16 protein-coding genes are annotated in these 21,884 nt (G+C 74.8%); 4 read left to right on the forward strand and 12 right to left on the reverse strand.

Going from position 1 to position 21,884, the window contains the following annotated elements; all coding sequences use genetic code 11:
- Positions 1–97: 97 nt before the first annotated feature.
- Together AB0G13_RS08475 and glyA are read right to left on the reverse strand one after the other, a co-directional pair.
- A complete protein-coding gene (locus AB0G13_RS08475; RefSeq protein WP_357870800.1) occupies positions 98–529 on the reverse strand; it encodes a hypothetical protein in 432 nt (143 codons plus the stop codon).
- On the reverse strand, positions 526–1,812 hold the full coding sequence (gene glyA, locus AB0G13_RS08480; protein WP_357870803.1) for a serine hydroxymethyltransferase: 1,287 nt from the start codon (positions 1,810–1,812) through the stop codon (positions 526–528). The genes AB0G13_RS08475 and glyA overlap by 4 nt, the downstream gene beginning before the upstream one ends.
- Positions 1,813–1,847: 35 nt before the next feature.
- Here glyA and AB0G13_RS08485 point away from each other — a divergent pair, with 35 nt between their 5' ends.
- Complete coding sequence (locus AB0G13_RS08485; RefSeq protein WP_357870805.1) at positions 1,848–3,341, forward strand: SDR family oxidoreductase; 1,494 nt, start codon at positions 1,848–1,850, stop codon at positions 3,339–3,341.
- 11 nt (positions 3,342–3,352) lie between these two features.
- On the opposite strand, the gene AB0G13_RS08490 is transcribed toward AB0G13_RS08485, so the two are convergent.
- The 4 genes from AB0G13_RS08490 to prmC all read right to left on the reverse strand — a co-directional run bounded on the left by AB0G13_RS08490 (position 3,353) and on the right by prmC (position 7,784).
- Positions 3,353–5,464: a transglycosylase domain-containing protein gene (locus AB0G13_RS08490; RefSeq protein WP_357870808.1), complete on the reverse strand. Its 2,112-nt coding sequence runs from the start codon at positions 5,462–5,464 to the stop codon at positions 3,353–3,355.
- Positions 5,465–5,580: 116 nt separating this feature from the next.
- Positions 5,581–6,192, reverse strand: coding sequence for a phosphotyrosine protein phosphatase (locus AB0G13_RS08495; RefSeq protein ID WP_357870811.1), 612 nt, complete (start codon positions 6,190–6,192; stop codon positions 5,581–5,583).
- Positions 6,193–6,837 (reverse strand): L-threonylcarbamoyladenylate synthase, encoded by a 645-nt coding sequence (locus AB0G13_RS08500; protein ID WP_357870843.1) that lies wholly within the window; start codon positions 6,835–6,837, stop codon positions 6,193–6,195.
- Positions 6,837–7,784: a peptide chain release factor N(5)-glutamine methyltransferase gene (prmC, locus tag AB0G13_RS08505; protein WP_357870814.1), complete on the reverse strand. Its 948-nt coding sequence runs from the start codon at positions 7,782–7,784 to the stop codon at positions 6,837–6,839. Before prmC ends, AB0G13_RS08500 begins: the two co-directional genes overlap by 1 nt.
- Positions 7,785–7,856: 72 nt before the next feature.
- Here prmC and AB0G13_RS08510 point away from each other — a divergent pair, with 72 nt between their 5' ends.
- A complete protein-coding gene (locus AB0G13_RS08510) occupies positions 7,857–9,407 on the forward strand; it encodes a GGDEF domain-containing protein (RefSeq protein WP_357870817.1) in 1,551 nt (516 codons plus the stop codon).
- A gap of 19 nt (positions 9,408–9,426) precedes the next feature.
- Here the strand turns inward: AB0G13_RS08510 and prfA are convergent, their stop codons facing one another.
- Positions 9,427–10,515 carry a peptide chain release factor 1 gene (prfA, locus tag AB0G13_RS08515; protein ID WP_357870820.1) on the reverse strand — a complete coding sequence of 363 codons (1,089 nt, stop codon included), beginning with the start codon at positions 10,513–10,515 and terminating at the stop codon, positions 9,427–9,429.
- A 97-nt stretch (positions 10,516–10,612) separates the two neighbouring features.
- On the reverse strand, positions 10,613–10,837 hold the full coding sequence (rpmE, locus tag AB0G13_RS08520; protein ID WP_088998650.1) for a 50S ribosomal protein L31: 225 nt from the start codon (positions 10,835–10,837) through the stop codon (positions 10,613–10,615).
- Between the two features lie 298 nt (positions 10,838–11,135).
- On the opposite strand from rpmE, the gene AB0G13_RS08525 reads away from it, so the two are divergent.
- On the forward strand, positions 11,136–12,032 hold the full coding sequence (locus AB0G13_RS08525) for an AAA family ATPase (protein ID WP_357870823.1): 897 nt from the start codon (positions 11,136–11,138) through the stop codon (positions 12,030–12,032).
- Between the two features lie 94 nt (positions 12,033–12,126).
- On the opposite strand, the gene AB0G13_RS08530 is transcribed toward AB0G13_RS08525, so the two are convergent.
- The 3 genes from AB0G13_RS08530 to thrB all read right to left on the reverse strand — a co-directional run bounded on the left by AB0G13_RS08530 (position 12,127) and on the right by thrB (position 19,622).
- Entirely contained in the window at positions 12,127–15,624 is a 3,498-nt protein-coding gene (locus tag AB0G13_RS08530; protein WP_357870826.1) for a phosphodiester glycosidase family protein, read from the reverse strand.
- Between the two features lie 611 nt (positions 15,625–16,235).
- Positions 16,236–18,380 (reverse strand): transcription termination factor Rho, encoded by a 2,145-nt coding sequence (gene rho / locus AB0G13_RS08535; RefSeq protein ID WP_357870829.1) that lies wholly within the window; start codon positions 18,378–18,380, stop codon positions 16,236–16,238.
- A 297-nt stretch (positions 18,381–18,677) separates the two neighbouring features.
- A complete protein-coding gene (gene thrB / locus AB0G13_RS08540; protein WP_357870832.1) occupies positions 18,678–19,622 on the reverse strand; it encodes a homoserine kinase in 945 nt (314 codons plus the stop codon).
- A gap of 141 nt (positions 19,623–19,763) precedes the next feature.
- Between thrB and AB0G13_RS08545 the strand changes: the two genes are divergently transcribed.
- Positions 19,764–20,312 carry a hypothetical protein gene (locus tag AB0G13_RS08545; protein WP_357870835.1) on the forward strand — a complete coding sequence of 183 codons (549 nt, stop codon included), beginning with the start codon at positions 19,764–19,766 and terminating at the stop codon, positions 20,310–20,312.
- A gap of 66 nt (positions 20,313–20,378) precedes the next feature.
- Here AB0G13_RS08545 and AB0G13_RS08550 read toward each other — a convergent pair whose 3' ends face one another.
- Positions 20,379–21,623, reverse strand: a complete 1,245-nt coding sequence (locus AB0G13_RS08550; RefSeq protein WP_357870840.1) for an MFS transporter — start codon at positions 21,621–21,623, stop codon at positions 20,379–20,381.
- Positions 21,624–21,884 lie beyond the last annotated feature (261 nt).

A 21,884-nucleotide genomic window follows, 5' to 3' on the forward strand; every position in this document is an offset into this window, starting at 1 on the left:
GCGGGCCGTGGTGCGGGCGCGAAAGTCGTTGGTCAGGTTACTCCCGTGCGGCCCGCTGCGGCAGCCCGAAATGCCGGACGCAGATCCGACAGAACGCTCACTCACCGCGTCGCTCGAATGTGGGCAGCGGCGTACGCAGGGCCCACGTCAGGTGGGCGCCCGTCCAGACCACCACGGCCGCGATGATCGCCACCCCCATGTCCGGCAGGCCGCGCCAGCCGGTGGCCGCGACGGCGGCCATCGCCACCCCGAGCACCACGATCTTCGTGGCGTAGGTGACCAGCCCCACCGACATGATCATCCGTGGGTTGACGGCGTCGGCCCAGGCCACCGAGACGCCGGAGACCAGGTAGCTGGCGATGACCAGCGCGATCCCGGCGGCCACGCCGGCCGCCCCGGTGCCGCCCCGCAGCACCGCGGCGGTCGGCACCGCGACCAGCGCGAGGACCGCGCAGGCCAGCAGCGGCAGGCGCAGATGCGGCAGCCGGGCCCGGATGGCGCCCGGCTCGCCCGCGCGCGGCGCGCTCATCGGGGGTACGCCGGGAAGGCGGCGACCAGCTCGGCGACCTCGCCGGCGACTCCGGCGAGGGTGTCGCCGCCCCCGGGGGCGGCGGGATCGGTGCGCACGGCGCGGGAGATCAGCGAGGCGACCTGGCGCATCTCCGGCTCGCGCATGCCCTGGGTGGTGACGCTCGGGGTGCCCACCCGCACGCCCGAGGCGACCATCGGCTTCTGCGGGTCGTACGGGATCGCGTTCTTGTTCAGGGTGATGGTGGCGGCGTCGCAGCGCGCCTCGGCGTCCGCGCCGGTCACCCCGACCTCGCGCAGGTCGATCAGGGCGAGGTGGGTGTCGGTGCCCCCGGAGACCGGGCGCATCCCCTCGTCGGCCAGCCCGGCGGCGAGCGCCCGCGCGTTGGCCACCACCCGGTCGGCGTAGGCCCGGAACTCGGGCTGGGCGGCCTCCCGCAGCGCGACCGCCTTGGCGGCGACGACGTGCATCAGCGGGCCGCCCTGGGTGAACGGGAAGACCGCCTTGTCGATGCGCTGGGCCAGCGACTCCCGGCACAGGATCATGCCGCCGCGCGGCCCGCGCAGCACCTTGTGCGTGGTGCAGCAGACGACGTCGGCGTGCGGCACCGGCGACGGGACGGCCTTCCCGGCGACCAGCCCGATGAAGTGCGCGGCGTCGACCATCAGGTACGCCCCGACCTCGTCGGCGATCTCGCGGAACCGCGCGAAGTCGATCAACCGCGGGTACGCCGTCGCGCCACAGATGATCATCTTCGGCCGGTGCGCGAGGGCCAGGTCGCGCACCTCGTCGTAGTCGATCAGCTCGGTGTCCCGCCGGACGGTGTAGCCGACCGTGTGGAACCACTTGCCGGAGAAGTTGACCCGGCTGCCGTGGGTGAGGTGGCCGCCGTGCGGCAGGTCCATGGCGAGCACCGTGTCCCCCGGCTGGACCAGCGCGGCGTACGCGGCCAGGTTGGCGCTCGCCCCCGAGTGCGGCTGGAGGTTGGCGTGCTCGGCTCCGAAGAGCTCCTTCGCCCGGGCGATGCCGATCTCCTCGGCCCGGTCGACCTCGGCGCAGCCGCCGTAGTAGCGCCGGCCCGGGTAGCCCTCGGCGTACTTGTTGGTCAGGGTCGAGCCGAGCGCGGCCAGCACCGCCGGCGAGGTGAGGTTCTCGCTGGCGATCAGTTGCAGCCCGCCCCGGAGCCGGTCCAGCTCGCCGAGCACCACCCCGGCGATCTCCGGGTCGGTCGTGCGGAGCTGGTCGAAGTCCGGCCCCCAGAAGGTGCTCGTCTCAGTAGCCACAGCGCCAGAGTCTATTGGGCCGCACACTGGAGACCGTGAGATGCCTGGTCACCGGAGCTACGGGTTACATCGGCGGGCGACTCGCGCCCCGACTGCTGGCCGAGGGGCACACGGTGCGCTGCCTGGCCCGCAAGGCGGGACGGCTGCGGGACGTGCCGTGGGCGGCGCGGACCGAGATCGCCGAGGGCGACCTGCGCAAGCCGGAGACGCTGCCGGCCGCGTTCGAGGGCGTGGACGTCGCGTACTACCTGGTGCACTCGCTCGGCCAGGCCGGCTTCGAGACCGCCGACCGGGAGGCCGCCACCCGGTTCGCCGAGGCCGCGCGGGCCGCGGGCGTACGCCGGATCGTCTACCTGGGCGGGCCGGAGCCGGCCGCAGACCGGGAGGTCCCGTCGGCGCACCTGCGCTCCCGGGCCGAGGTCGGGCGGATCCTGCTCGACAGCGGGGTGCCGACGGCGGTGCTGCGGGCCGCGGTGATCATCGGGTCCGGGTCGGCCTCGTTCGAGATGCTGCGCTATCTGACCGAGCGGCTGCCGGCCATGGTCACCCCCCGCTGGGTCCGCAACCGCATCCAGCCGATCGCCGTCCGGGACGTGCTGCGCTACCTGGCCGGCTGCGCGAGCCTGCCGCCGGAGGTCAACCGCGCCTTCGACATCGGCGGGCCGGACATCCTCACCTTCGAGGACATGATGCAGCGGTACGCGCGGGTGGCCGGGCTGCGTAGGCGGGCCATCGTGCCGGTGCGACCGCTGACGCCGTCGCTCTCCTCGCACTGGGTCGGGCTGGTCACGCCGGTGCCGAACGCGATCGCCCGGCCGCTGGTGGAGAGCCTGGTGCACGAGGCCGTCGCCCACGAGCACGACATCGCCGCGTACGTCCCCGACCCGCCGGAGGGGCTGACCGGCTTCGACCAGGCGGTCGCGGCGGCCCTGACGAAGGTCCGCGACGGCGAGGTGGAGACCCGCTGGTCGACCGCGAGCGGCCCCGACGCGCCGGCCGAGCCACTGCCCAGCGACCCGGAGTGGTCCGGCGGGACCGCCTACACCGACGTCCGCGAGCGGGCGGTGCACGCCCCGCCGGAGGCCCTGTGGCGGGTCGTCGAGGGCGTCGGCGGGGAGCACGGCTGGTACTCGTTCCCGCTGGCCTGGTCGGTCCGCGGCTGGCTGGACCGGCTTATCGGCGGCGTGGGTCTGCGCCGCGGCCGGCGCGACCCGCACCGCCTCCAGGTCGGCGAGGCGCTGGACTTCTGGCGGGTGGAGGAGATCGTGCCCGGCGAGCTGCTGCGGCTGCGCGCCGAGATGCGGCTGCCGGGCCGGGCCTGGCTGGAGATGCGGGTGCTCCCGGTGGACGGCGGCGGCAGCCGCTACCAGCAGCGGGCGGTGTTCCTGCCGCGCGGGCTGCCCGGGCACGCGTACTGGGGCGCGGTGGCGCCCTTCCACGCGGTGGTCTTCGGCGGGATGGCCCGCAACATCGCCCGCCAGGCCGAGCAGGCGGCCCACCGGGCGGTCGCCGCGTCCCCGCGCCGCTGAGGCGCGCCGGCTCAGTTGCCGGCGCGGGCCCCGGTGAGCCGGAAGGCGGTCGTCTCGCTTGGCGGCACGAAGTCGCGGACCGGCTCGTCGCGCAGCGCGAAGGCCAGCACCTCCCCCACCGCCTCGACCAGTTGCCGCTGCACCCGCTGGCCCACCGCGTCGCGCGGGTCGTCGGGGTTCGCGGCGATCGAGGCGACCGCCAGCTGCGGGGTGAAGGCGACCACCGTCTCCGTCGCGTACCCGTCCGAGCTGCCCGTCTTGCCCGCCACCGGACGACCGAGCTGCTGGCGCAGCACCTCGGCGGTGCCGCGGGCGCACTCCCCGTACATCGACTGGTCGCCGACCGCGCAGCGGGCCGCGTCGGCCGCCGCCCGGGCCACGTCCGCGTCCACCGCCTGCCGGCAGTTCGGCCGCGCGGCGGCCACCGGACGGCCGGCCGCGTCGGCGATCGAGACGACCGGCAGCGGCGCGCACCACGAGCCCTCGGCCGCCACCGCGGCGTACGCGCCGGCCAGGTCGAGCGGGGTGGTGGCGGAGACGCCGAGGGTGAACGGCCCCCATTCGCGCGCGCCGTGGCGGGCCAGCCGCGCGTCGTCCCCGGAGCGGAAGACGATGCCGAGCCGCTCGGCCATCTCCACCACCCGGTCCGCGCCGACCCGCTCGGTCAGCCAGGCGAAGTACGTGTTGACCGACTCGCCGAAGGCGGTCCACATGGTGTGCCGGCCGTCCATCTCGGCGTTGGCGTTGCGCGGGCACCAGTACCCGTCACAGCTCGCCGCCCCGGTCGCCGAGTAGTCGGTCACGATCCGCTCCGGCGCGTCGAACTCGGTGCTCAGCGGCAGCCCGGACTCCAGCGCCGCCAGCATGGTGAAGACCTTGAAGGTGGAGCCGGCCTGGTAGCCCTCGATCGCCCCGCCCCCGGCGACCAGCTGGTTGACCGTGTTCGGGTGGTTCTTCTGCCCGGCCGGGTTGGCGGCCACGCCGTAGTTGCGGTTCACCGCCATCGCGAGCACCCGGCCCGTGCCGGGCTGGACCACCGCCGTCGGCGCCGCCCGGCGGTCGTCCACGGAGTAGATCCGGCGGACCTGCTCGCTGGTGGCGCGCTGCACGGCGGGATCGAGCGAGGAGACGATCGAGAAACCGCCCCGGCGCAGTGTGAGCTGCCGCTCGTCGACCGTCGCGCCGAACGCCGGCTGGGCGTTCCACCAGCGGGTGAACCAGTCGCAGAAGAAGCCCCAGTCGTTGTGCTCCGCCGACACCGCCGTGCAGTCGTTCGGCGTCTGGCTGGGCCGCAGCCGCAACTGCTCCGCCCCGGCCCGGGCCGCCGCGTCGGCCGGCACCTGCCCGGACTCCACCAGCCGGTCGAGCACGTACGCCCGGCGGGCGAGCGCGGCGTCCGCGTCGCCGTTGATCGGGTCGTCGGTGTGCGGGGAGCGGACCAGGCCGGCCAGCAGCGCCGCCTCGGCCAGGGTGAGCTCCGCCGGCGGCTTCGAGAAGTAGCGCCGGCTCGCGGCGGCCACCCCGTACGCCCCCGCGCCGAAGTAGGCGATGTTGAGGTAGCGGCCGAGGATCTCGTCCTTGGTCAGCTCCCGCTCCAGGGCCAGCGCGTACCGCATCTCCTGGATCTTGCGCGCGGTGGTCAGCTCGGTGGCGGCGGCGCGCTGCCGCTCACTCAGCCGGGGGTCGTTGCTGAGCACGTTGCGGACGTACTGCATGGTCAGCGTGGACGCGCCCTGCCTCGTCGTGCCGTCGCGCTGGTTGACGGTGAAGGCCCGCACCACGCCGCGCAGGTCGACCCCGCTGTGCTCGTGGAACCGGGCGTCCTCGGCGGCGATGATCGCCTGCCGCATCACCGGCGCCACCTCGGCCAGCGGCACGTCCACCCGGTCCTCCTGGTAGAAGGAGGTGATCAGGGTGGTGCCGTCGTTGGCGTAGAGGTTCGAGCGCTGCGGCGTCGGCGGCGTGCGCAGCGTGTTCGGCAGCTCGGAGTACGGCGCGGCGAGCGCCGAGAACCCGATGCCGAAGACCAGCGCGGCCGGGAGGGCCGCCATCGCGAGCGCCAGCCCGGCCAGCACGCCGGCGATCAGCACGGTGAACAGTTTGTCGAGGCGTGCCCGGGTCATCAGCTCTCCCCGCAGGAGCCGGTCAGGACCCACCCAGAATGACCCGAAAGCCCCTCTCGACCGTCCCTTTCCCCCAAACCCGCAGGAAACTCACGCGCGGGGGTACCTCGGGCGGGTTACGGCAGGAGCGCGGCGGCGAGGGGGTGGACGGTCTCCTCGATCTCGTCGGCGACCCGGCTGAAGCACTGGTCGCCGCGCCCCCACGGGTCGTCGAGATCGTCGGTGGGCAGCGAGGTGGCGCCCAGGCGGGCGGCGTGGGCGGCCTCCACCAGGGCCACGCCGCGCGCGTACACCGCGTCGGGGGTCGCCTCGGCCGCCGGCAGCCCGGCGGCGTCCACCCCGGCGAGGAGCCGGCCGAACTCGCCCAGCACGAACGTGCGCGACGCGGCGTCGGGGCGCAGCGCCACCACGTACTCCTGCTGGTCGGCGGTGGCGGTGAGGACGAGGTCGGCGGCGTCGATGTGGTCCGACCGGAGCTTGCGGGCGGCGAAGCCGTCGGCGCTGCCGCCCCGGGCGGTCACCTGGCGTGACGCCGGCGGGTTCATCTCCTCGCCGGCGTGCCAGCCGCCGGTGCCGGCGCTGTGGCTGTGCAGCAGCTCGTCGGCGCGATCCGGGTCGACCTCGCGGCGGGCCAGCCGTTCCCGGACGGCGAGGGCCAGCAGCCGCTCGGCCATCGGGGACCGGCAGATGTTGCCCATGCACACGTGCAACACGGTGAACGGAGGCACTCAGACCCCCTGGCCGGCGAGGATGTCGGGCACCACGTCGCGGAGCTTCTCCAGCCCGACGGCGCCCTGGCGGAGGACCTGCGGCACCTCGCCGGTGAGGTCCACGATCGTGCTCGGCACCGGATCCGGGCAGGGCCCGGCCTCCAGGTAGGCCCGCACCGAGTAGGCGAGCTGGTCGCGGGCCTCCTCGGCGGTGAGGGCGGCCGGCTGGCCGGTCTTGTTGGCCGAGGCGACCGCCATCGGGCCGGTCTCGCGCAGCACCTCCAGCGCCACTGGGTGCAGCGGCATCCGCACCGCCACCGTCCCGGAGGAGTCGCCGAGGTCCCAGCGCAGGCTGGGCGAGTGCGCCACGATGATGGTCAGCGCCCCCGGCCAGAACGCCTCGACGAGGTCCCGGGCCGCCTGGGGCAGCGAGTAGACCAGGCCGTCGAGGGTGTGCCGGGAACCGATCAGCACCGGCGGCGGCACCTGACGGCCGCCCTTGGCGTCCAGCAGGGCCTTGACCGCGTAGGGGGTGAACGCGTCCGCGCCGATCCCGTAGACCGTGTCGGTCGGCAGGACGACCAGCTCGCCGTTCTTGACCGCCTCGATGGCAGCGGCGATGCCGCGGTCCCGGTCGGCGGGCGACCGGCAGTCGTAGAGCATCACGAGGAGTCAGTCTGCCACGTCGCGTCGGCGGCGGCGTGCTGGCCGTCCGTCCGCCGGGACGCGGTCGCGAAGCGGGGCCGCCCGGTCAGGTCCGGATGGTCGGCGACCGCCTCGAACCGGCCGTCCGCGGCGAGCAGGTCGGGCACCGCCGCGCCGTGCGTGTCGTCGTGCTCGACACCGAACACTCCGCCGGGGCGCAGCAGCGCCGCCGCCCGGGCGATCACGGGGCGGATCACCGCCAGGCCGTCCGCGCCGCCGAAGACCGCGTTCGCCGGATCGTGCCGGCCCACCTCCGGGGGCACGGCCACGTCCGACGGCACGTACGGCGGGTTGCAGAGCAGCACGTCGACCCGGCCCACCAGGTCGGCGAGCAGGTCGGCGGCGGTGACGTCCGCGGCCACCACCTCGATCGGCCGGTCCCCCGCGGCGGCCCGGGCCGCCGCGTTGCGTCGCAGCCAGGGCAGCGCCGCCGCCGACCGTTCCACCGCCACCACCCGGGCCGCCGGCAGCTCCTGGGCGACCGAGAGGGCGATCGCCCCCGAGCCGCTGCACAGGTCCACCACCAGCCCGGCGCCCAGCCGCCGGCCCTGCGCGATCCCCCAGCCGGCGAGCAGCTCGGTCTCCGGCCGGGGCACGAAGACGCCCGGCCCGACGGCCAGCTCCAGGTGCCGGAAGCCGGCGCTGCCGGTGAGGTGCTGCAACGGTTCCCGCCCGGCCCGCCGCGCGACCAGCTCGTCGAACCGGTCGAGCTGGTCGGCGGTGAAGTCGTCGGCCAGCGCCAGCCGCCCCCGGGGCACCGCCAGCACGTACGCGGCCAGCTGCTCCGCCTCGGCCCGGGCCGAGGCGATCCCGGCGTCGGCGAGCGCCCGGGACGCCCGGGCCAACGCCACGGAAGGACGCTGCCGTCTCGTCCCTTCGGACGGGTGTTGCGGCACGGTGGTCACGAGATAATCATGGGGCGTCGCGCTGGACATCACGAGCGGATGCGTCCGGACGCACACCGACAGGAGGTCGCGGTGGGTTGGCTCGACCGGGTCACCGACCAGGTTGACGCCCTGACGCGGGCGCGCGCCCTCCAGGAGTCCAGCCGCTCCGCCGAGGCGTACGCGATCCTCGACCGGGTCGCCGCCACCACCACCGACCCGTACGCGCGGGCCGACGCCCTGGTGCAGCGCCTCTCCGCGGTGATCAACCTCGGGCGGACGGCGGAGTACACCCGGGCCGTCGAGGAGGCCTCCACCGCCGTCCGCGACCTCGCCGAGCCCTACCTGCTGGGGCACCTCAACGCGCTGGCCGCCCTCGCCGCGCACCACCAGGGCGCCCTGGACCGCTGCGTCACCCACCTCGTGAAGGCCGCCCGGGCGCTGGGCGCGGTGGGCGACCCCGACCGGGACACCGCGTGGGGCTGGCACGACCTGGCGATGGCCTACTCGTACCTCAGCTTCCACGGCTACGCCCTCGGCGCGATCGAACGGGCACGGCAGCTCGGCAGCGCCGCCGAGATCCCGGAGGAGACCTTCGCCGCCCCCGGCATCCGGCTGCGCAACGCCGTGGCGCTCGACCACAACGGCGACAGCGACGGCTGCCTGCGGGTGCTGCGGGACGTCGCCGCCGACCTCGACCGGTTCCTGCGCAGCGGGCGGGCCGGGAAGCTGCGCCCGAGCAGCCTGGCCGCGTACGGCTACGCCGCCGCCCGGCGGGCGGCCCTCGGCGACCGGCTGGACGTCGACACGGAGGCCGCCCCGGCCCGGCTGCTCGGCCACGGCGGGGACAGCGCCCGGGCCCGCGACATGCGCCAGCTCGGCCAGGTCTGCCTGGCCGTCGCCGAGGGACGGCCCATCGAGGCCGTCGCCCGGCTGGACACCGTGCAGGTCTCCACCGAGACGCTGGGCGCGGCCGAACCGGCACGGCTGCGCAGCGTCGCCCTGGCCCGCGCCGGCGACCACGCGGGGGCGCACCGGGCCGACCGGCTGGCGTTCCGGCTGGCCGCCCAGCGCAACGACCGGCTCCGGGACGTCTACATCGACGGCATCGCGGCCCGCATCGACCACGAGGAGATGCGCCGCGAGGCCGCCCGCTTCGAGGGCGAGGCGCTGACCGACCCGCTGACCGGCCTGCCCAACCGGCGGCGGCTGGAGCGCTACATCGCCACCCTGGTCGCCCACGGCGACCGGGTGGTCATCGGCGTCTGCGACCTGGACGGCTTCAAGGCCGTCAACACCCGGCACGGGCACCACTCCGGCGACCTGGTCCTCCAGCGCGTCGCCGGGGTGATCAACCGGGTGATGCGCCGGGGCGACTTCGTGGCCCGCTACGGCGGGGACGAGTTCGTGGTGGTGCTGCCCGGCGCCGGGATGGCCGAGGCGGCCGAGGTGGGCCGCCGGATCGACGCGGCGGTGCGCACGGAGGACTGGGAGTCGCTGGTGCCCGGCACCCCCGTCGGCGTCAGCGTCGGCTTCGCCGAGGTGGGCGCCACCGGCCCGGGCCTGCGCGACGCCCTCGGCACCGCCTTCGAGGCCGCCGACCGCGCGATGCTCCGCGCGAAGGCCCGCCCCCGCGCGTCCTGACCCGTCGGCCGGCGGGGGGTCAGCGGCGGGTCAGCTCGGTGTCGCCGGCGAGGCGGGCGGTGCGGTCGGCCTCCACGAGGGCGTCGAGGACCCCGTCCAGGTCGCCGGCGAGCGCCAGGTCCAGGTTGTACGCGGTGTAGCCGATCCGGTGGTCGGTGATCCGGTTCTGCGGGAAGTTGTAGGTGCGGATCCGCTCGGAGCGGTCCACGGTGCGCACCTGCGCCTTGCGGGCGTCCGAGGCGGCCGCGTCGGCCTGCTCCTGAGCCGCCGCCAGCAGCCGGGCGCGCAGGATCCGCATCGCCTGCTCCCGGTTCTGCAACTGGGACTTCTCGTTCTGGCAGGAGACCACGATGCCGGTCGGGACGTGCGTGATCCGGACCGCCGAGTCGGTGGTGTTCACCGACTGGCCGCCCGGTCCCGACGAGCGGAACACGTCGATGCGCAGGTCGTTCGGGTCGATGGTGACGTCGACGTCCTCGGCCTCCGGCAGCACCAGCACGCCGGCGGCGCTCGTGTGGATGCGGCCCTGCGACTCGGTGACCGGGACGCGCTGCACCCGGTGCACGCCGCCCTCCCACTTGAGCCGGGACCAGACGCCGTTGCCGCCCTCGGGCACGCCCTTGGTCTTGATCGCCAGCGAGACGTCCTTCACCCCGCCCAGGTCCGAGTCCTGGGCGTCGAGCACCTCGGTGACCCAGCCGCGCCGCTCGGCGTACCGGGTGTACATCCGCAGCAGGTCGCCGGCGAACAGCGCGGACTCCTCGCCGCCCTCGCCCGCCTTGATCTCGACGATCACGTCCTTGGCGTCGTGCGGGTCGCGCGGGATGAGCAGCTCCGACAGCCGCTGCTCCAGCGCCGGCAGGCTCGCCGCGATCGACTCGGCCTCGGCGGCGAAGGACGCGTCCTCGGCGGCCAGTTCCCGGGCGGCGGCGAGGTCGGCGCGGGCCTGCTCCAGCTCCCCCGCCGCCTTGTGCAGCGGCACCAGCTCGGCGTACCGGCGGCCGACCCGGCGGGCGGTGCCCTGGTCGGCGTGGATGGCCGGGTCGGCCAGCCGCTTCTCCAGCTCGGCGTACTCGTCGAGGAGGGCGGCCAGGCGCTCACTGCTCATGCGGGGGAGGCTCCTTCGACGACGAGGGCGGAATCCGGGGAGATACGGACGACGCCCGCGTCCGGCACGAAACCGGGCGCGGGCGTCGAACGAGGAGTTACTTGGCCTTCTTGGCCTGAACCTTGGCGTACTTCTGCTGGAACTTGGCCACCCGGCCCGCGGTGTCCAGGACGCGCTGCTTGCCGGTGTAGAACGGGTGGCAGGCGCTGCAGGTCTCGACGTGGATCGAGCCGCCCTTGGCGGTGCTGCGGGTGGTGAACGTGTTGCCGCAGGAGCAGCTGACCTCGGTGGTCACGTACTCCGGGTGGATGTTGGACTTCATCTCGCCTCGGTCCTCTCGTGGGTGGTCGCCGGGTCGCCGTCGGTGTCCGTCGCGGCGCGCGACGGGCTCGGGCGTGAACCGGAACCGGTGGCCGATTGACCAGTGTGCCATGGGCGTGCGCCGACCCGGCAATCGGGCCGCACGGCTGGTCCGGCATCGACAACGCACGCCCCACCTCCCGCATTCCCGACGCGGGGCCGGGCATTCACCCGACACGGCCGCCGTCGGCGTCGTGCCCCGCCCGGGGCACGCGCCGCAGGCGGCGCGACCGCCGACGACGTACGACACGGAGGACCCGATGGCCCGCCTGATCGCCACCCGGGGACTGCCCGCCTCGGGCAAGACCACGTTCGCCCGGACGCTCCAGCCGTCCGTGGTCCGGGTCAACCGGGACGACCTGCGCCGGATGCTGCACGGCGAGCGGCTGTTCACGCAGTGGGCGGAGTGGCAGGTCACCGTCGTGCAGCGGGCGCAGGTCGAGGCGCTGCTGCGGGCCCGGGCCGACGTCTGCGTCGACGACACCAACCTGCGGTCGCGGACCCTGCGCGACTGGGCCGACCTGGCCGCCCGGCACGGCGCCGAGTTCGAGGTGCACGACTTCACCGACGTGCCGCTCGCGGAGTGCCTGCGCCGCGACGCCGCCCGCCCCGAGGCCGACCGGGTCGGCGAGGCGTGGATCCGCCGGCTGCACGAGCGCTACCTGGAGGGTCGCACGCTGCCGCTGCCCGTGCCGCAGGCCCGGACGGGGCGGCCCGCCACGGTGCACGCCCCGTCGACCGAGCCGCCGGAGATCGTCCTGGTCGACATCGACGGCACGGTCGCGCTGAACGTCTCGCGCAGCCCGTACGACATGACCCGGGTCGGCGAGGACGAGCCGAACCCGGCGGTGATCGCGGCGGTCCGGGCGATGCACGCCGCCGGGTACGGGGTGGTGTTCTGCTCGGGCCGGGACGCCACGGCCCGCGCCGCCACCGAGGCGTGGCTGGCCCGACACGTCCGGGTCCCCTACCTCGGGCTGCACCTGCGCGCCGTCGGCGACAGTCGGAAGGACTCCGTGGTCAAGCGGGAGATCTACGAGCGCGAGCTCGCCAACCGCTACCGGGTGGTCGGCGTCTTCGACGACCGCCAGCAGGTGGTACGGATGTGGCGTGCCCTCGGCCTCACCGTCTTCCAGGTGGCCGAGGGCGACTTCTGAAGGCGAGCACCGGGAACCGGTGCGGGCCTTCAGAAGCGACGTCGGGAGGGGCGCCTTCCCACGCACCAGGCGTCGGAAGGTGCCCCTCCCCGCCTCAGGCGGCGGGAGCCGCGGCGGCGGCCGTCAGGGTGACCGTGGCCTCGGCCTGGGCCCCGTTGACCGCGACGGCCAGCTTGACCTGCGCGCCGGGGCGCAGGGCGGTGAGCTTGCCGGTGGCCGGGTCGAAGCGGGCCACGTGCCAGGGCTTCAGCCCGAGGACCGAGCCGACGTGCACGTTCGGCGAGGCGGACCAGTCCGCACTCACCGGCGCCGCCACCGGCACCGTACGCCCGCCGGGCTGGGTCACCGTGGCGGTGACCGTCGCCGGGGCGCCGACCGGGACGCTGGCCGGGGCGGCCAGCGCGAGCGCGTCGACGTGCGCGTGGAACTCGGCGGCGACCCAGCGCGGGCCCTCGACGAGGGGGTTGCGCCGGGCCCGGTCGGCCTCGGCCGGGCTCACCGGGTCCACCCCGAACTCCGTCCACCCGGTGAAGCCGCCCTGGTCGGCCGGGGTGGAGGGGTTCTTGCCCGCGTTGCCGTTGATCAGGTACGGCACCCCGTCGACCCGGTCGGCGTGGAAGGTGCCGACGTGCCCGCCGACGAACGCGGCCCCCTTGCCGGTGCGGTGCTGGAAGTCGGCCAGCCACTGCTCCAGCAGCGCGGCCTCCTTCCGGTCGCCGAGCTGGCTGGCCTTGGCCGGGCTGGGGTCGCGCGGCGGGTGGTGGTGCAGCACGACCACCGAGCCGACGCCCGCGTCACCGGCCGCCGAGTCGAGCGCCTCGCGCAGCATCCGCACCTGGTCGAAGCCGCCGCCGCGCAGCGATCCGGTCGACGAGTTCAGCGTGACGAACCGGGTGCCCTTGTGGTCGAAGGTCCGCTCGGTGTCGCCGAAGGCGGCCTTGAAGTTGGCGATCGGGGCACCCATGATCTCGTGGTTGCCGGGCACGTAGTAGTACGGCAGTTCGCCGCCGAGTTCCTCGTCCAGCAGCCGCTTGGCCAGCGCGAAGTCCGCCGGGTACGCGGTGTCCACGAAGTCGCCGTTGATCACCAGGAAGTCCGGCTTCGCGGCCTTGACCTCGCGGAGCGTACGGCGGGCCTGGGCGACCAGGTCGCTGTCCGGGTCCGCCGCGACGAACTGCGCGTCGGACATCACCGCGAAGCGCCAGGGCGCCCCGTCCACCGTGCCGTCGCGCAGCACCACCCGGTCGGTGCGCGGCGTCTCGGCCGGCGCGTCGACCGTCGGCGGCACCTTCGCCACCAGGTCGTCGATGACCACCTCGCTGCGGTACTGCGCGGCGGCGTTGGTCTCCGCCACGTAGAACCGGCGGACCCGCACCGGGTACTGCACCCCGGCGGGCACGGCCAACTCGACGTACTTCCAGCCCGTCCAGGTGATCAGCGGGCCGCGCAGGACGTGCTGGGTGTTCTGCGCGTCGTGCAGGTGCAGGCTGGGCCACTCCCCCGTGCCGTTGCCGTGGATCCACATGCCGAACGCCTGCGGCTGGCCGGCCACCTCGATCCAGGCCGGCGGGTCGGCGTACGCGGCCCGGGTGCCGGTGGACTGGCTGAAGTCGTACGTCATCTTCAGGCCCGTGCCGGTGCGGCCCGGCGCGGGCGCGACCGCGCCGCTGGCCCGGGCCTGGCTGAACTTCCAGGCCGCCGCGTCGTCGAAGGTGGCCACCGGCACGTCGGTGAGCCCGACGGTGACCGGCAGGACGGTGCTGCTCCGGCCGACGTGGACGGTGACCAGCGCCGAGCCGGTGTCCCGCAAAGCGGTGACGGCGAGGTTGCCGTCGGCGGTCGGGACGATCCGGAGCAGGTCCTTGTCGTAGTCGAGCTTCAGGTCGGCCGGCTCGATCGGGGCGGTGTTGCCCTCGGCGTCGTAGCCGACCACGCCGAACAGCGCGCTGCCCTGCGCGCCGGTCAGGCCGACCCGGTCCACGGTGGAGTCGACCCGGGCCAGCGGCCCGAGCACGGTCAGGTCGAGGGTGCCACTGGCCTCGTCCCGCCAGGCGGTGACCGTGGTGCGCCCGGGCAGGCCGGCCCGGAAGCGACCCTTGTCGTCGACGACGCCGTGCACGGCCGGGTTGGCCCGCCACTTCGGCGCGCCGGCCGCCGGACCGTACGTCTCGTCGTGCCCGGCGGCGGTGAGCCGTCGGGTCAGGCCGGGGAAGACGCGGTCGGGCCGCCCGCCGCGCACCGGCGCGACGCCCGGGGCGGTGGTCGGGTCGCTGGCGGTCTCCAGCCAGTACCCGGTGAGCCGGCCGCTGCCCTTGGGCGCGTAGATGGCCAGGCCGTTGGGCACGGCACGCTCGCTGCCGTCGGACGGGCTGTTCTCCACCTGCACGGCCGCCGCACCCGGCTCCCGGGCGAGCAGCGTCGAGGAGCCGCCGCCGTCGAGGTTGAGCGCGTGGTGCGCGCCGAGTTCGGCCATCATGCGGCCCATCTCGGTCTGGGTGACGCCGCGGCTGTCGACCTGCCGGCCGTCCACGGTCAGCATGATCATGCGACGACCGTCGGCGGAGAAGCCGACCGACGTGCGCGGGGCCAGCGACGCGTCGGCGATGCTCTGCACCACTCCGTCGCGGACCAGCACGTTGCCGCCGCCGACCGCCGCGTGCAGGGTGCTGCCGTCGGCCGGCTTGGGCTGGTAGGCGACGGTCACCGGGTCGCCGGGGCGCAGCCCGGCGAGGGCGTCCGCGCCGGCGTCGCGGCCGAGCAGCACGGTGGTGCCGGCCGGGACCGCCCCGCTGCCGGCCGTGCCGCCGACGGTGGCGACGCGGCCGTCGACCACCGTGACCTCCGTGACGCGGGTGGCGCCGTCGACCGCACGTTCCCGGGTGTACGACCCCCAGAGCGCGGTGAACACGCCGATCCCGTTCGCCTGGATCATGTTGTTGAACTGGGTCAACGTCACCGGACCGGTGGGCAGCGTCGCGGTGCCGTCGAAGTTCACCTCGATGACGCGGCCGAGCCCCTCGGTGGTGATCGCGACGGCGTTGCGGTGCCCGCTGACCGCGGACTGGACCAGCTGGCCGTCGCGGACGCCGACGCCCTGGGCGGCACCGGAGTTGTTGATGTCGAAGAAGTCGCCGTTGACCGCGGCGACCGCCCGGGCCGCGTCGACGGCGCCGCGCAGCGGCTCGGCCCGGCTGACCGCGCCGGAGTTGACGTAGTCCACGGTGAGGCCGCCGGTGAGGTCGGCGGTGAGCGCGTCGGCGCGCAGCCAGCCGTCGGCGTCGTACCGGTCGAAGGAGGTCAGGGCGAGGCCCGGGGCGACCGGGCGGGTGGTCTTCGCGGTCTCCAGGCCGCCGGCCGGCTCCAGGCCGGTCGGGGCCGCGGCGGCCGAGGTGCTCGCGGCCGGGTCGCCGGCGAGCGTCACGGAGCCCGTGGAGTACGAGGAGGCACGCGGTGCGTCCTCGGCCGCGGTGGCGGAGGGGTCGGTGGCCGGAGCCGGCGCACCGGCGTTCGCCGGCACGGTGCCGGCCAGGGTGAGCAGCGGCGTCAGCAGCAGGACGCCTGCGAGCCGGGCGGATCGTCTGCGGGTACGCATGGGCGACAGTCAACCGGACGGTGAATAGAAGTTTCAATACCTATTGCCCAAAGCGAAGGAAAACTCCACCCGTCCGGTTGCCGTCGCCGTCGCGCCGCCGCACTCGCGGACCGCACCGTGGCGCACGCGGCCGGGCCCTACCGCGCTCACTACCGCGCCCACGGGCCACGGCGGCACCGCATCCGGTCACCGAGAGTGGACGGTCCCGGCCTTCCCCCACCCCCCGCTCCGTCCCCTTTGCTCTGCAGCCATATCGGCACCGGACACGCCACGTGAGCGGTGCGCATGTGGATGCAGAGCAAAGGGGAGCGTGAAGGGTGCAACGGCGGGACCACGCCTTCCGGCAAAACCCCTGGTCAGGAGGCACCAGCAGCGGCGGTACAGGAAAGGCAGGCCCGTTGCGCCGCCGGATTCGCTCACGCAGAGTCATGTTGCGGGCGAGTCGAGGTCCGGTTACGCATCGTCACCGACGCAGGCCGGCATGCGTGGCTCGCCTGGCAGTCCGCGTGCCGCGTCCGGAGTTCACGACCGCACCGGGGCCCGGGACGCGAGACGTGAGAAGGGCACGGCCTGGTGGCCGTGCCCTTCTCGCTCGTCTCACCCGGGGAGGGTCACTCCCCCGGCGTCGACTTGGCGATCTGCATCAGGAACTCGATGTTGGTGCGGGTCTGCTTTAGCTTGTCGAGCAGCAGGTCCAGCGCCGCCTGCGAGTCCAGCGAGTGCAGGACCTTCCGGAGCTTGTGGATGATGGCCAGCTCCTCCGGCGCGAGCAGGATCTCCTCCTTGCGCGTGCCGGACGGGTGGATGTCGATGGCCGGGAAGATGCGCTTGTCGGCGATCTTCCGGTCCAGCTTCAGCTCCGCGTTGCCGGTGCCCTTGAACTCCTCGAAGATGACCGTGTCCGCCATGGACCCGGTCTCCACCAGCGCGGTGGCGAGGATGGTCAGCGAGCCGCCGTTCTCGATGTTGCGGGCCGCACCCAGGAAGCGCTTCGGCGGGTAGAGCGCGGTGGAGTCGATACCACCCGACATGATCCGGCCGCTGGCCGGCGCCGCCAGGTTGTACGATCGACCGAGACGGGTCACCGAGTCGAGCAGCACGACCACGTCGTGGCCCAGCTCGACCAGGCGCTTCGCCCGCTCGATCGCCAGCTCGGCCACCGTGGTGTGGTCCTGCGGCGGACGGTCGAACGTCGCCGCGATGACCTCACCCTTCACCGACCGCTGCATGTCGGTGACCTCTTCGGGCCGCTCGTCCACCAGCACCACCATCAGGTGGCACTCCGGGTTGTTGTGCGTGATCGCGTTCGCGATGGCCTGGAGCACCATCGTCTTGCCCGCCTTCGGCGGCGACACGATCAGCGCGCGCTGGCCCTTGCCGAGCGGCATGACCAGGTCGATGACCCGGGTGGTGAGGATGTGCGGCTCGGTCTCCAGCCGCAGCCGCTCCTGCGGGTAGAGCGGGGTGAGCTTGTAGAACTCCGGCCGGCGCTTCGCCTCCTCCGGCTCCATCCCGTTGATGGTGTCCAGCCGCACCAGCGGGTTGTACTTGTCCCGCCGCTGCTCGCCGTCGCGCGAGGAGGCGCGCACCGCACCGGTGATGGCGTCACCGCGCCGCAGACCGTACTTCTTGATCTGCGACATCGAGACGTAGACGTCGTTCGGGCCGGCCAGGTAGCCGGTGGTCCGCACGAAGGCGTAGTTGTCGAGCACGTCGATGATGCCGGCCACCGGGACGAGGACGTCGTCCTCGCCTACCTGCGGCTCGCGCTCGCGCCCGCCGTCGCCGGTGCCACCGCCCTCTGCACGCTCACCGCGGCCACGGCGGCGGTCGCGGAACCGGCTGCGCCGGCCGCGCCGGCCGCCGCTCTCGTCGTCGTCGCCGTCGTTGTCACGCTCGATGCGCTGGCCCCGGTCGCCGCGCTCGTTGCGGTCGCCGCGCTCGGCACGCTCGCCGCGCTCGTTGCGGTCACCGCGCTCCGCACGCTCGCCACGGTCGCCCCGCTCGTTGCGGTCGCCCCGCTCGGCACGCTCGCCCCGCTCGGCACGCTCGCCCCGGTCGGCACGCTCGCCGCGCTCGGCACGGTCACCGCGCTCGGCACGGTCACCGCGCTCGGCACGGTCACCGCGCTCGGCACGCTCGCCCCGCTCACGGCCACGGCCCTCGCCCCGGTCGGCGCGCTCGCCGGCCTCGGCCTCTTCCACACGGGTCTCCGCCGGACGGGTCTCCGCCGGACGGGCCTCCGCCGGACGGGTCTCCGCCGGGCGGGCCTCCGCCGGACGGGTCTCCGCCGGGCGCGTCTCCGCCGGACGGGCCTCCGCGGCCCGTGCCTCGGAGGCGGCGGTCCGGCTGCGCCGGGTCCGGCCACGGGGCTCCGTCTCGACCGCCGCCGGCTCCGCCGGAGCCTGCTCCACGGTGCGCCGCTCGGCCGCCGGCCGCTCGGTGGTCTCGCGGACCTCGGCGCGGGCCTCCTCACGGGTGGCAGCGGCAGCGGCCGCGGCCGCGACCTCGGCCCGCGGTCGAGGGGTCCCGGCGGCGGCGCCGCCCTGCCGCTCGGAGATCGCGCTGATCAGCTCGCCCTTGCGCATGCGGGCCGTGCCCGAGATGCCGAGCGAGGCGGCCAGGCTCTGCAGCTCCGGCAGCAGCATTGCCGACAGGCCGGTGCCGCTACGCCGACGACGGGCGGGGGCGGCGGCGGTGGTGGCATCGCCAGCGACGTTGGAAACATCCGACGTCACGTCGGTGGTGTCGCTCAATGGATTCCTTCCCTCGATAGGCCGGGACTGCCCGGAGTCGAAAAGCCAGGTGGCCGGGCGGCCTCGGTGCACCCGCCTCGCATGGACGCGTCGCGGGAGTCTGTGACACAGCAGCCGGTCGGTTTCCCGACTCACCAAACGTCGGTGAGCGGGTCTCGCCGTTTGCGGCGACCTGTGAACACTGCGGTGCGGCGTGGGCCTAGGCAGGGGTGACGGGCTGACCGCCGAAAGCTTCGGGGGTGCGCCGACCCGCAGGGAGATCGCATGCTTCGCGGCTGTGCTAAGTCTAGAGCGTAATCAACTCTTCCGACCTGCGGCAACAGGGTCCCGCTCTGCGTGTCCCAGTCTACCCCGGGCGACCTGTGCTCCGCTCCCGTCTGGATCCAACCGCCAGACCTGCCAACCTGTTCCCGGGTCGAGGCCCTCGGGCGGGTCGGTCAGGGCCAGGACGGTCGGCCCCGCACCGCTGATCACAGCGGCCACACCGACCCCACGCAGCGCTTCCACCAGGTCGGCGCTGCCCGGCATCCCGTCGGCGCGGTAGTCCTGGTGCAGCCGGTCGACCGTGGCCGGGAGCAGCAGACCGGGCTCGGCGGTCAGCGCGTGCACCAGCAGCGCGGCGCGGCCGGCGTTCAGCGCCGCGTCAGCGTGGGGCACGGTGGCCGGCAGCGCGGCCCGCGCGGTCGCCGTCAGGCCGCGCTCCGCCGGCACGAAGACCGTCGGTCGTACGCCGTCGGCGACCGGCAGCGACACCGCCCGGGCGCCGGAGGGCTCGGTCCAGGCCAGGGTGAAGCCGCCGAGCAGGCACGGCGCCACGTTGTCCGGATGGCCCTCGATCTCGGCGGCGAGGCGCAGCGCGGCGGCGTCGTCGAGGCGCTTCTCGCCGTCGGTGACCAGCGCGCGGGCCAGCAGCACGCCGGCGACGATCGCCGCGGACGAGGAGCCCAGCCCACGGGCCTGCGGGATGCGGTTGACGCACTCCACGGCCAGCCCGGGCGGCTGCCCGCCGAGCACGTCGAAGGCCGCCCGCATGGCGCGGACGACCAGGTGCCGGTCGTCGGCCGGCAGCTCCCCGGCGCCCTGCCCGGTCACGACCACCGTGACGCCCCGCGCCGTCACCTCGGCGGCCACGTCGTCGTGCAGCGCCAGGGCGAGCCCCAGGGCGTCGAACCCCGGCCCCAGGTTGGCGCTGGTGGCGGGGACCCGGACCCGGACCGGGCCGGAGGTGAAGTTCGTCGGCACGGGCTCATGCTAGGGCTCCGCACCGACGACGCGGGTCTCCGCCCGCCGGATGGGACGGGACCGGAGGGCCGCCCCCGCAGGACGGTGGGCACCCCCGCCGGTCCGTTAGCCTGACCCGACCGACGGCGGCTGGAGGCAGGGATGCGCGAACTCGGGTACGTGGCGACGGTGACCGCCTTCCAGGCGCCCACGGCGCTGGTGCTGCTGGTCGGCCTCGTACTGGCTGCGACGGCCGGGCGGCGGCTGCCCCGAAAGCCCCGGCTGCTGGCGCTGTCCGGGCTCAGTGTGCTGCTGGTCAACGCGGTGCTCAGCGTGGCCTGGACCCTGCTGCTGCCCCGCGCGTTCGACTTCGACTGGGGGCGCTCGAACTTCCAGCTGATGAACCTGGCCTACGGCGGGCTGCAGGCCCTGACGTACCCGATCGGGACGGGTCTGCTGATCGCGGCGGTGCTGGCCGGGCGGCGGGCGGGCGGCGCGGAGGCCGGCCCGTTCGGCGGGCGACCGCTCGCCGGCGGCGCGCCGGTGCCGGCGACCGCCCCGGTGCCGACCGGCCAACCGGTGCCGACCGCCCCGCCTGCGCCGCCGACCGGCCCGGGGTGGACCGCGGAGGGCGGCGCCGACGTGCCGGCGCAGTGGGGCGGCCGATCCCGGCCGGACGCGCCGACGGGCACCGGGACCGACCGGCCCTGACGGCCGGGCGGGTCAGCGGGCGCCGCCCGGAGCGGGCCGCGGCTGACCGCCGGCTGCGCGGGCGGGTCAGTGGGCGGCGCTCGGGGCCGGCTGCTGGGCCGGGTTCGTGAGCGAGAGCCGGCGGGTGGCGATCCGCCAGCCGACCGCGTAGACCACCGTGACGAGGCCGCAGCTGGCCAGCACCACCCGCTCGTCCACGGTGTCCACCACGGCGGCCACCGCGAGCTGGCTGATCGAGACGGCGAGGGTCGCCAGCATCATGTCGGTGGCGAAGACGCGGCCCCGCAGCCGGTCCGGCACCTCGCCCTGGAGGGCGAAGTTCGACATCACCCAGTTGCTGCCGCCCGCGAAGTGGGCGACGAAGACCAGGACCAGCACCAGCGGGAACCAGTTGGCGACCGAGGTGCCGAGGTAGGCCAGGCCGTAGAGGGACATGGACAGCGCCAGCCCGGGCAGCAGCCAGGCCCGGTTGGTCAGCACCCGGCGCATCAGGATCGGCCCGACGAGCGCCCCCGCCCCGCGGACGGCGAAGAGCAGCCCGGTGCCGATCGGACCGACCCCGTACACCGCCGCGAGCAGCGGGAACACGGTCAGCACGCCGTTGCCGAGGCCGACCGCCGACTTCACGGTGACCAGCGCCAGCACCCTCGGCCGGTGCCCGATGTAGCCCAGCGCCTCGCGGATCGCTGGCCAGGTCCGCTGCACCAGCAGGTCCGCGTCGCGGGGCGCCTGCAACGGCCGGCGGATCAGCGTGGCCAGGCCCGCGGCGCCGACCAGGCCCACGGCCGCCACCCAGAAGCAGGCGTACGGGCCGACCGCGGCACTGAGCACGCCACCCAGAGAGGCGCCGACGACGGTCATGGTGCCCCAGGCCGAGCCCGCCACGGCGTTGCCGGCGGCCAGCTCGTCGGGGTCGAGCACGTTGGGCAGGGCCGCCTGGGCCGCCGGGGAGTAGAACGCCTTGGCGACCGCCACCACCCCGATCCCGACCATCGCCAGCCAGGCGGTCCCGGCGCTACGCACCCCGAGCAGCAGCAGCACGCCGAGCAGGGCCGCGACGTTGGAAATGATCATGATTTTGCGCCGGTCGAACCGGTCGGCGACCGTGCCCGTGTACGGCAGCAGCAACGCCACGATGCCGGTGTCGACGGCGAGCACCAGCGCGCCCCACACGCCACTGCCGGTCAGGTCCGGCAGCAGCACCAGCAGCGGCACCATGACGAACCAGTCGGCGCCGAAGACCACCAGCTCCGCGAGGAAGAGATTGCGGAAGTTCCGGTTGCGGGTGAGGACCGAGACGGTGGACGGCACGTCCGGATACCCTACCGGGCGGCGACCGGCGGGCCGGGCGTACGGCGGGTACCTGACCGAATGCGAACGCCCCCGCGGGCGGGACCCGTCGGGGGCGTTCGCGGACGTACCGCTACTCGGTCGGCGGCAGCGGGGACCTGCGGCTCTTCGGCAGCCGCAGCACCTCGAACTGGTCGGTGCCGTCCACCAGCGCGCCCGACGGCGTCGGCCGGGCCGCCGGGATCTTCTTCGGCGGCGTCTACCTGGACTACGTGCTCGGCG

Source organism: Micromonospora sp. NPDC023633 (assembly GCF_040640035.1).
Lineage (GTDB): Bacteria > Actinomycetota > Actinomycetes > Mycobacteriales > Micromonosporaceae > Micromonospora.

Coding starts and splice junctions, on each gene's coding strand:
- rpmE (WP_088998650.1), bottom strand. CDS start 10,837: ATGAAGTCCAACATCCACCCGGAGTACGTGACCACCGAGGTCAGCTGC.
- AB0G13_RS08475 (WP_357870800.1), bottom strand. CDS start 529: ATGAGCGCGCCGCGCGCGGGCGAGCCGGGCGCCATCCGGGCCCGGCTG.
- AB0G13_RS08525 (WP_357870823.1), top strand. CDS start 11,136: ATGGCCCGCCTGATCGCCACCCGGGGACTGCCCGCCTCGGGCAAGACC.
- AB0G13_RS08490 (WP_357870808.1), bottom strand. CDS start 5,464: ATGACCCGGGCACGCCTCGACAAACTGTTCACCGTGCTGATCGCCGGC.
- AB0G13_RS08545 (WP_357870835.1), top strand. CDS start 19,764: ATGCGCGAACTCGGGTACGTGGCGACGGTGACCGCCTTCCAGGCGCCC.
- AB0G13_RS08530 (WP_357870826.1), bottom strand. CDS start 15,624: ATGCGTACCCGCAGACGATCCGCCCGGCTCGCAGGCGTCCTGCTGCTG.
- AB0G13_RS08500 (WP_357870843.1), bottom strand. CDS start 6,837: ATGCTCTACGACTGCCGGTCGCCCGCCGACCGGGACCGCGGCATCGCC.
- prfA (WP_357870820.1), bottom strand. CDS start 10,515: ATGAGCAGTGAGCGCCTGGCCGCCCTCCTCGACGAGTACGCCGAGCTG.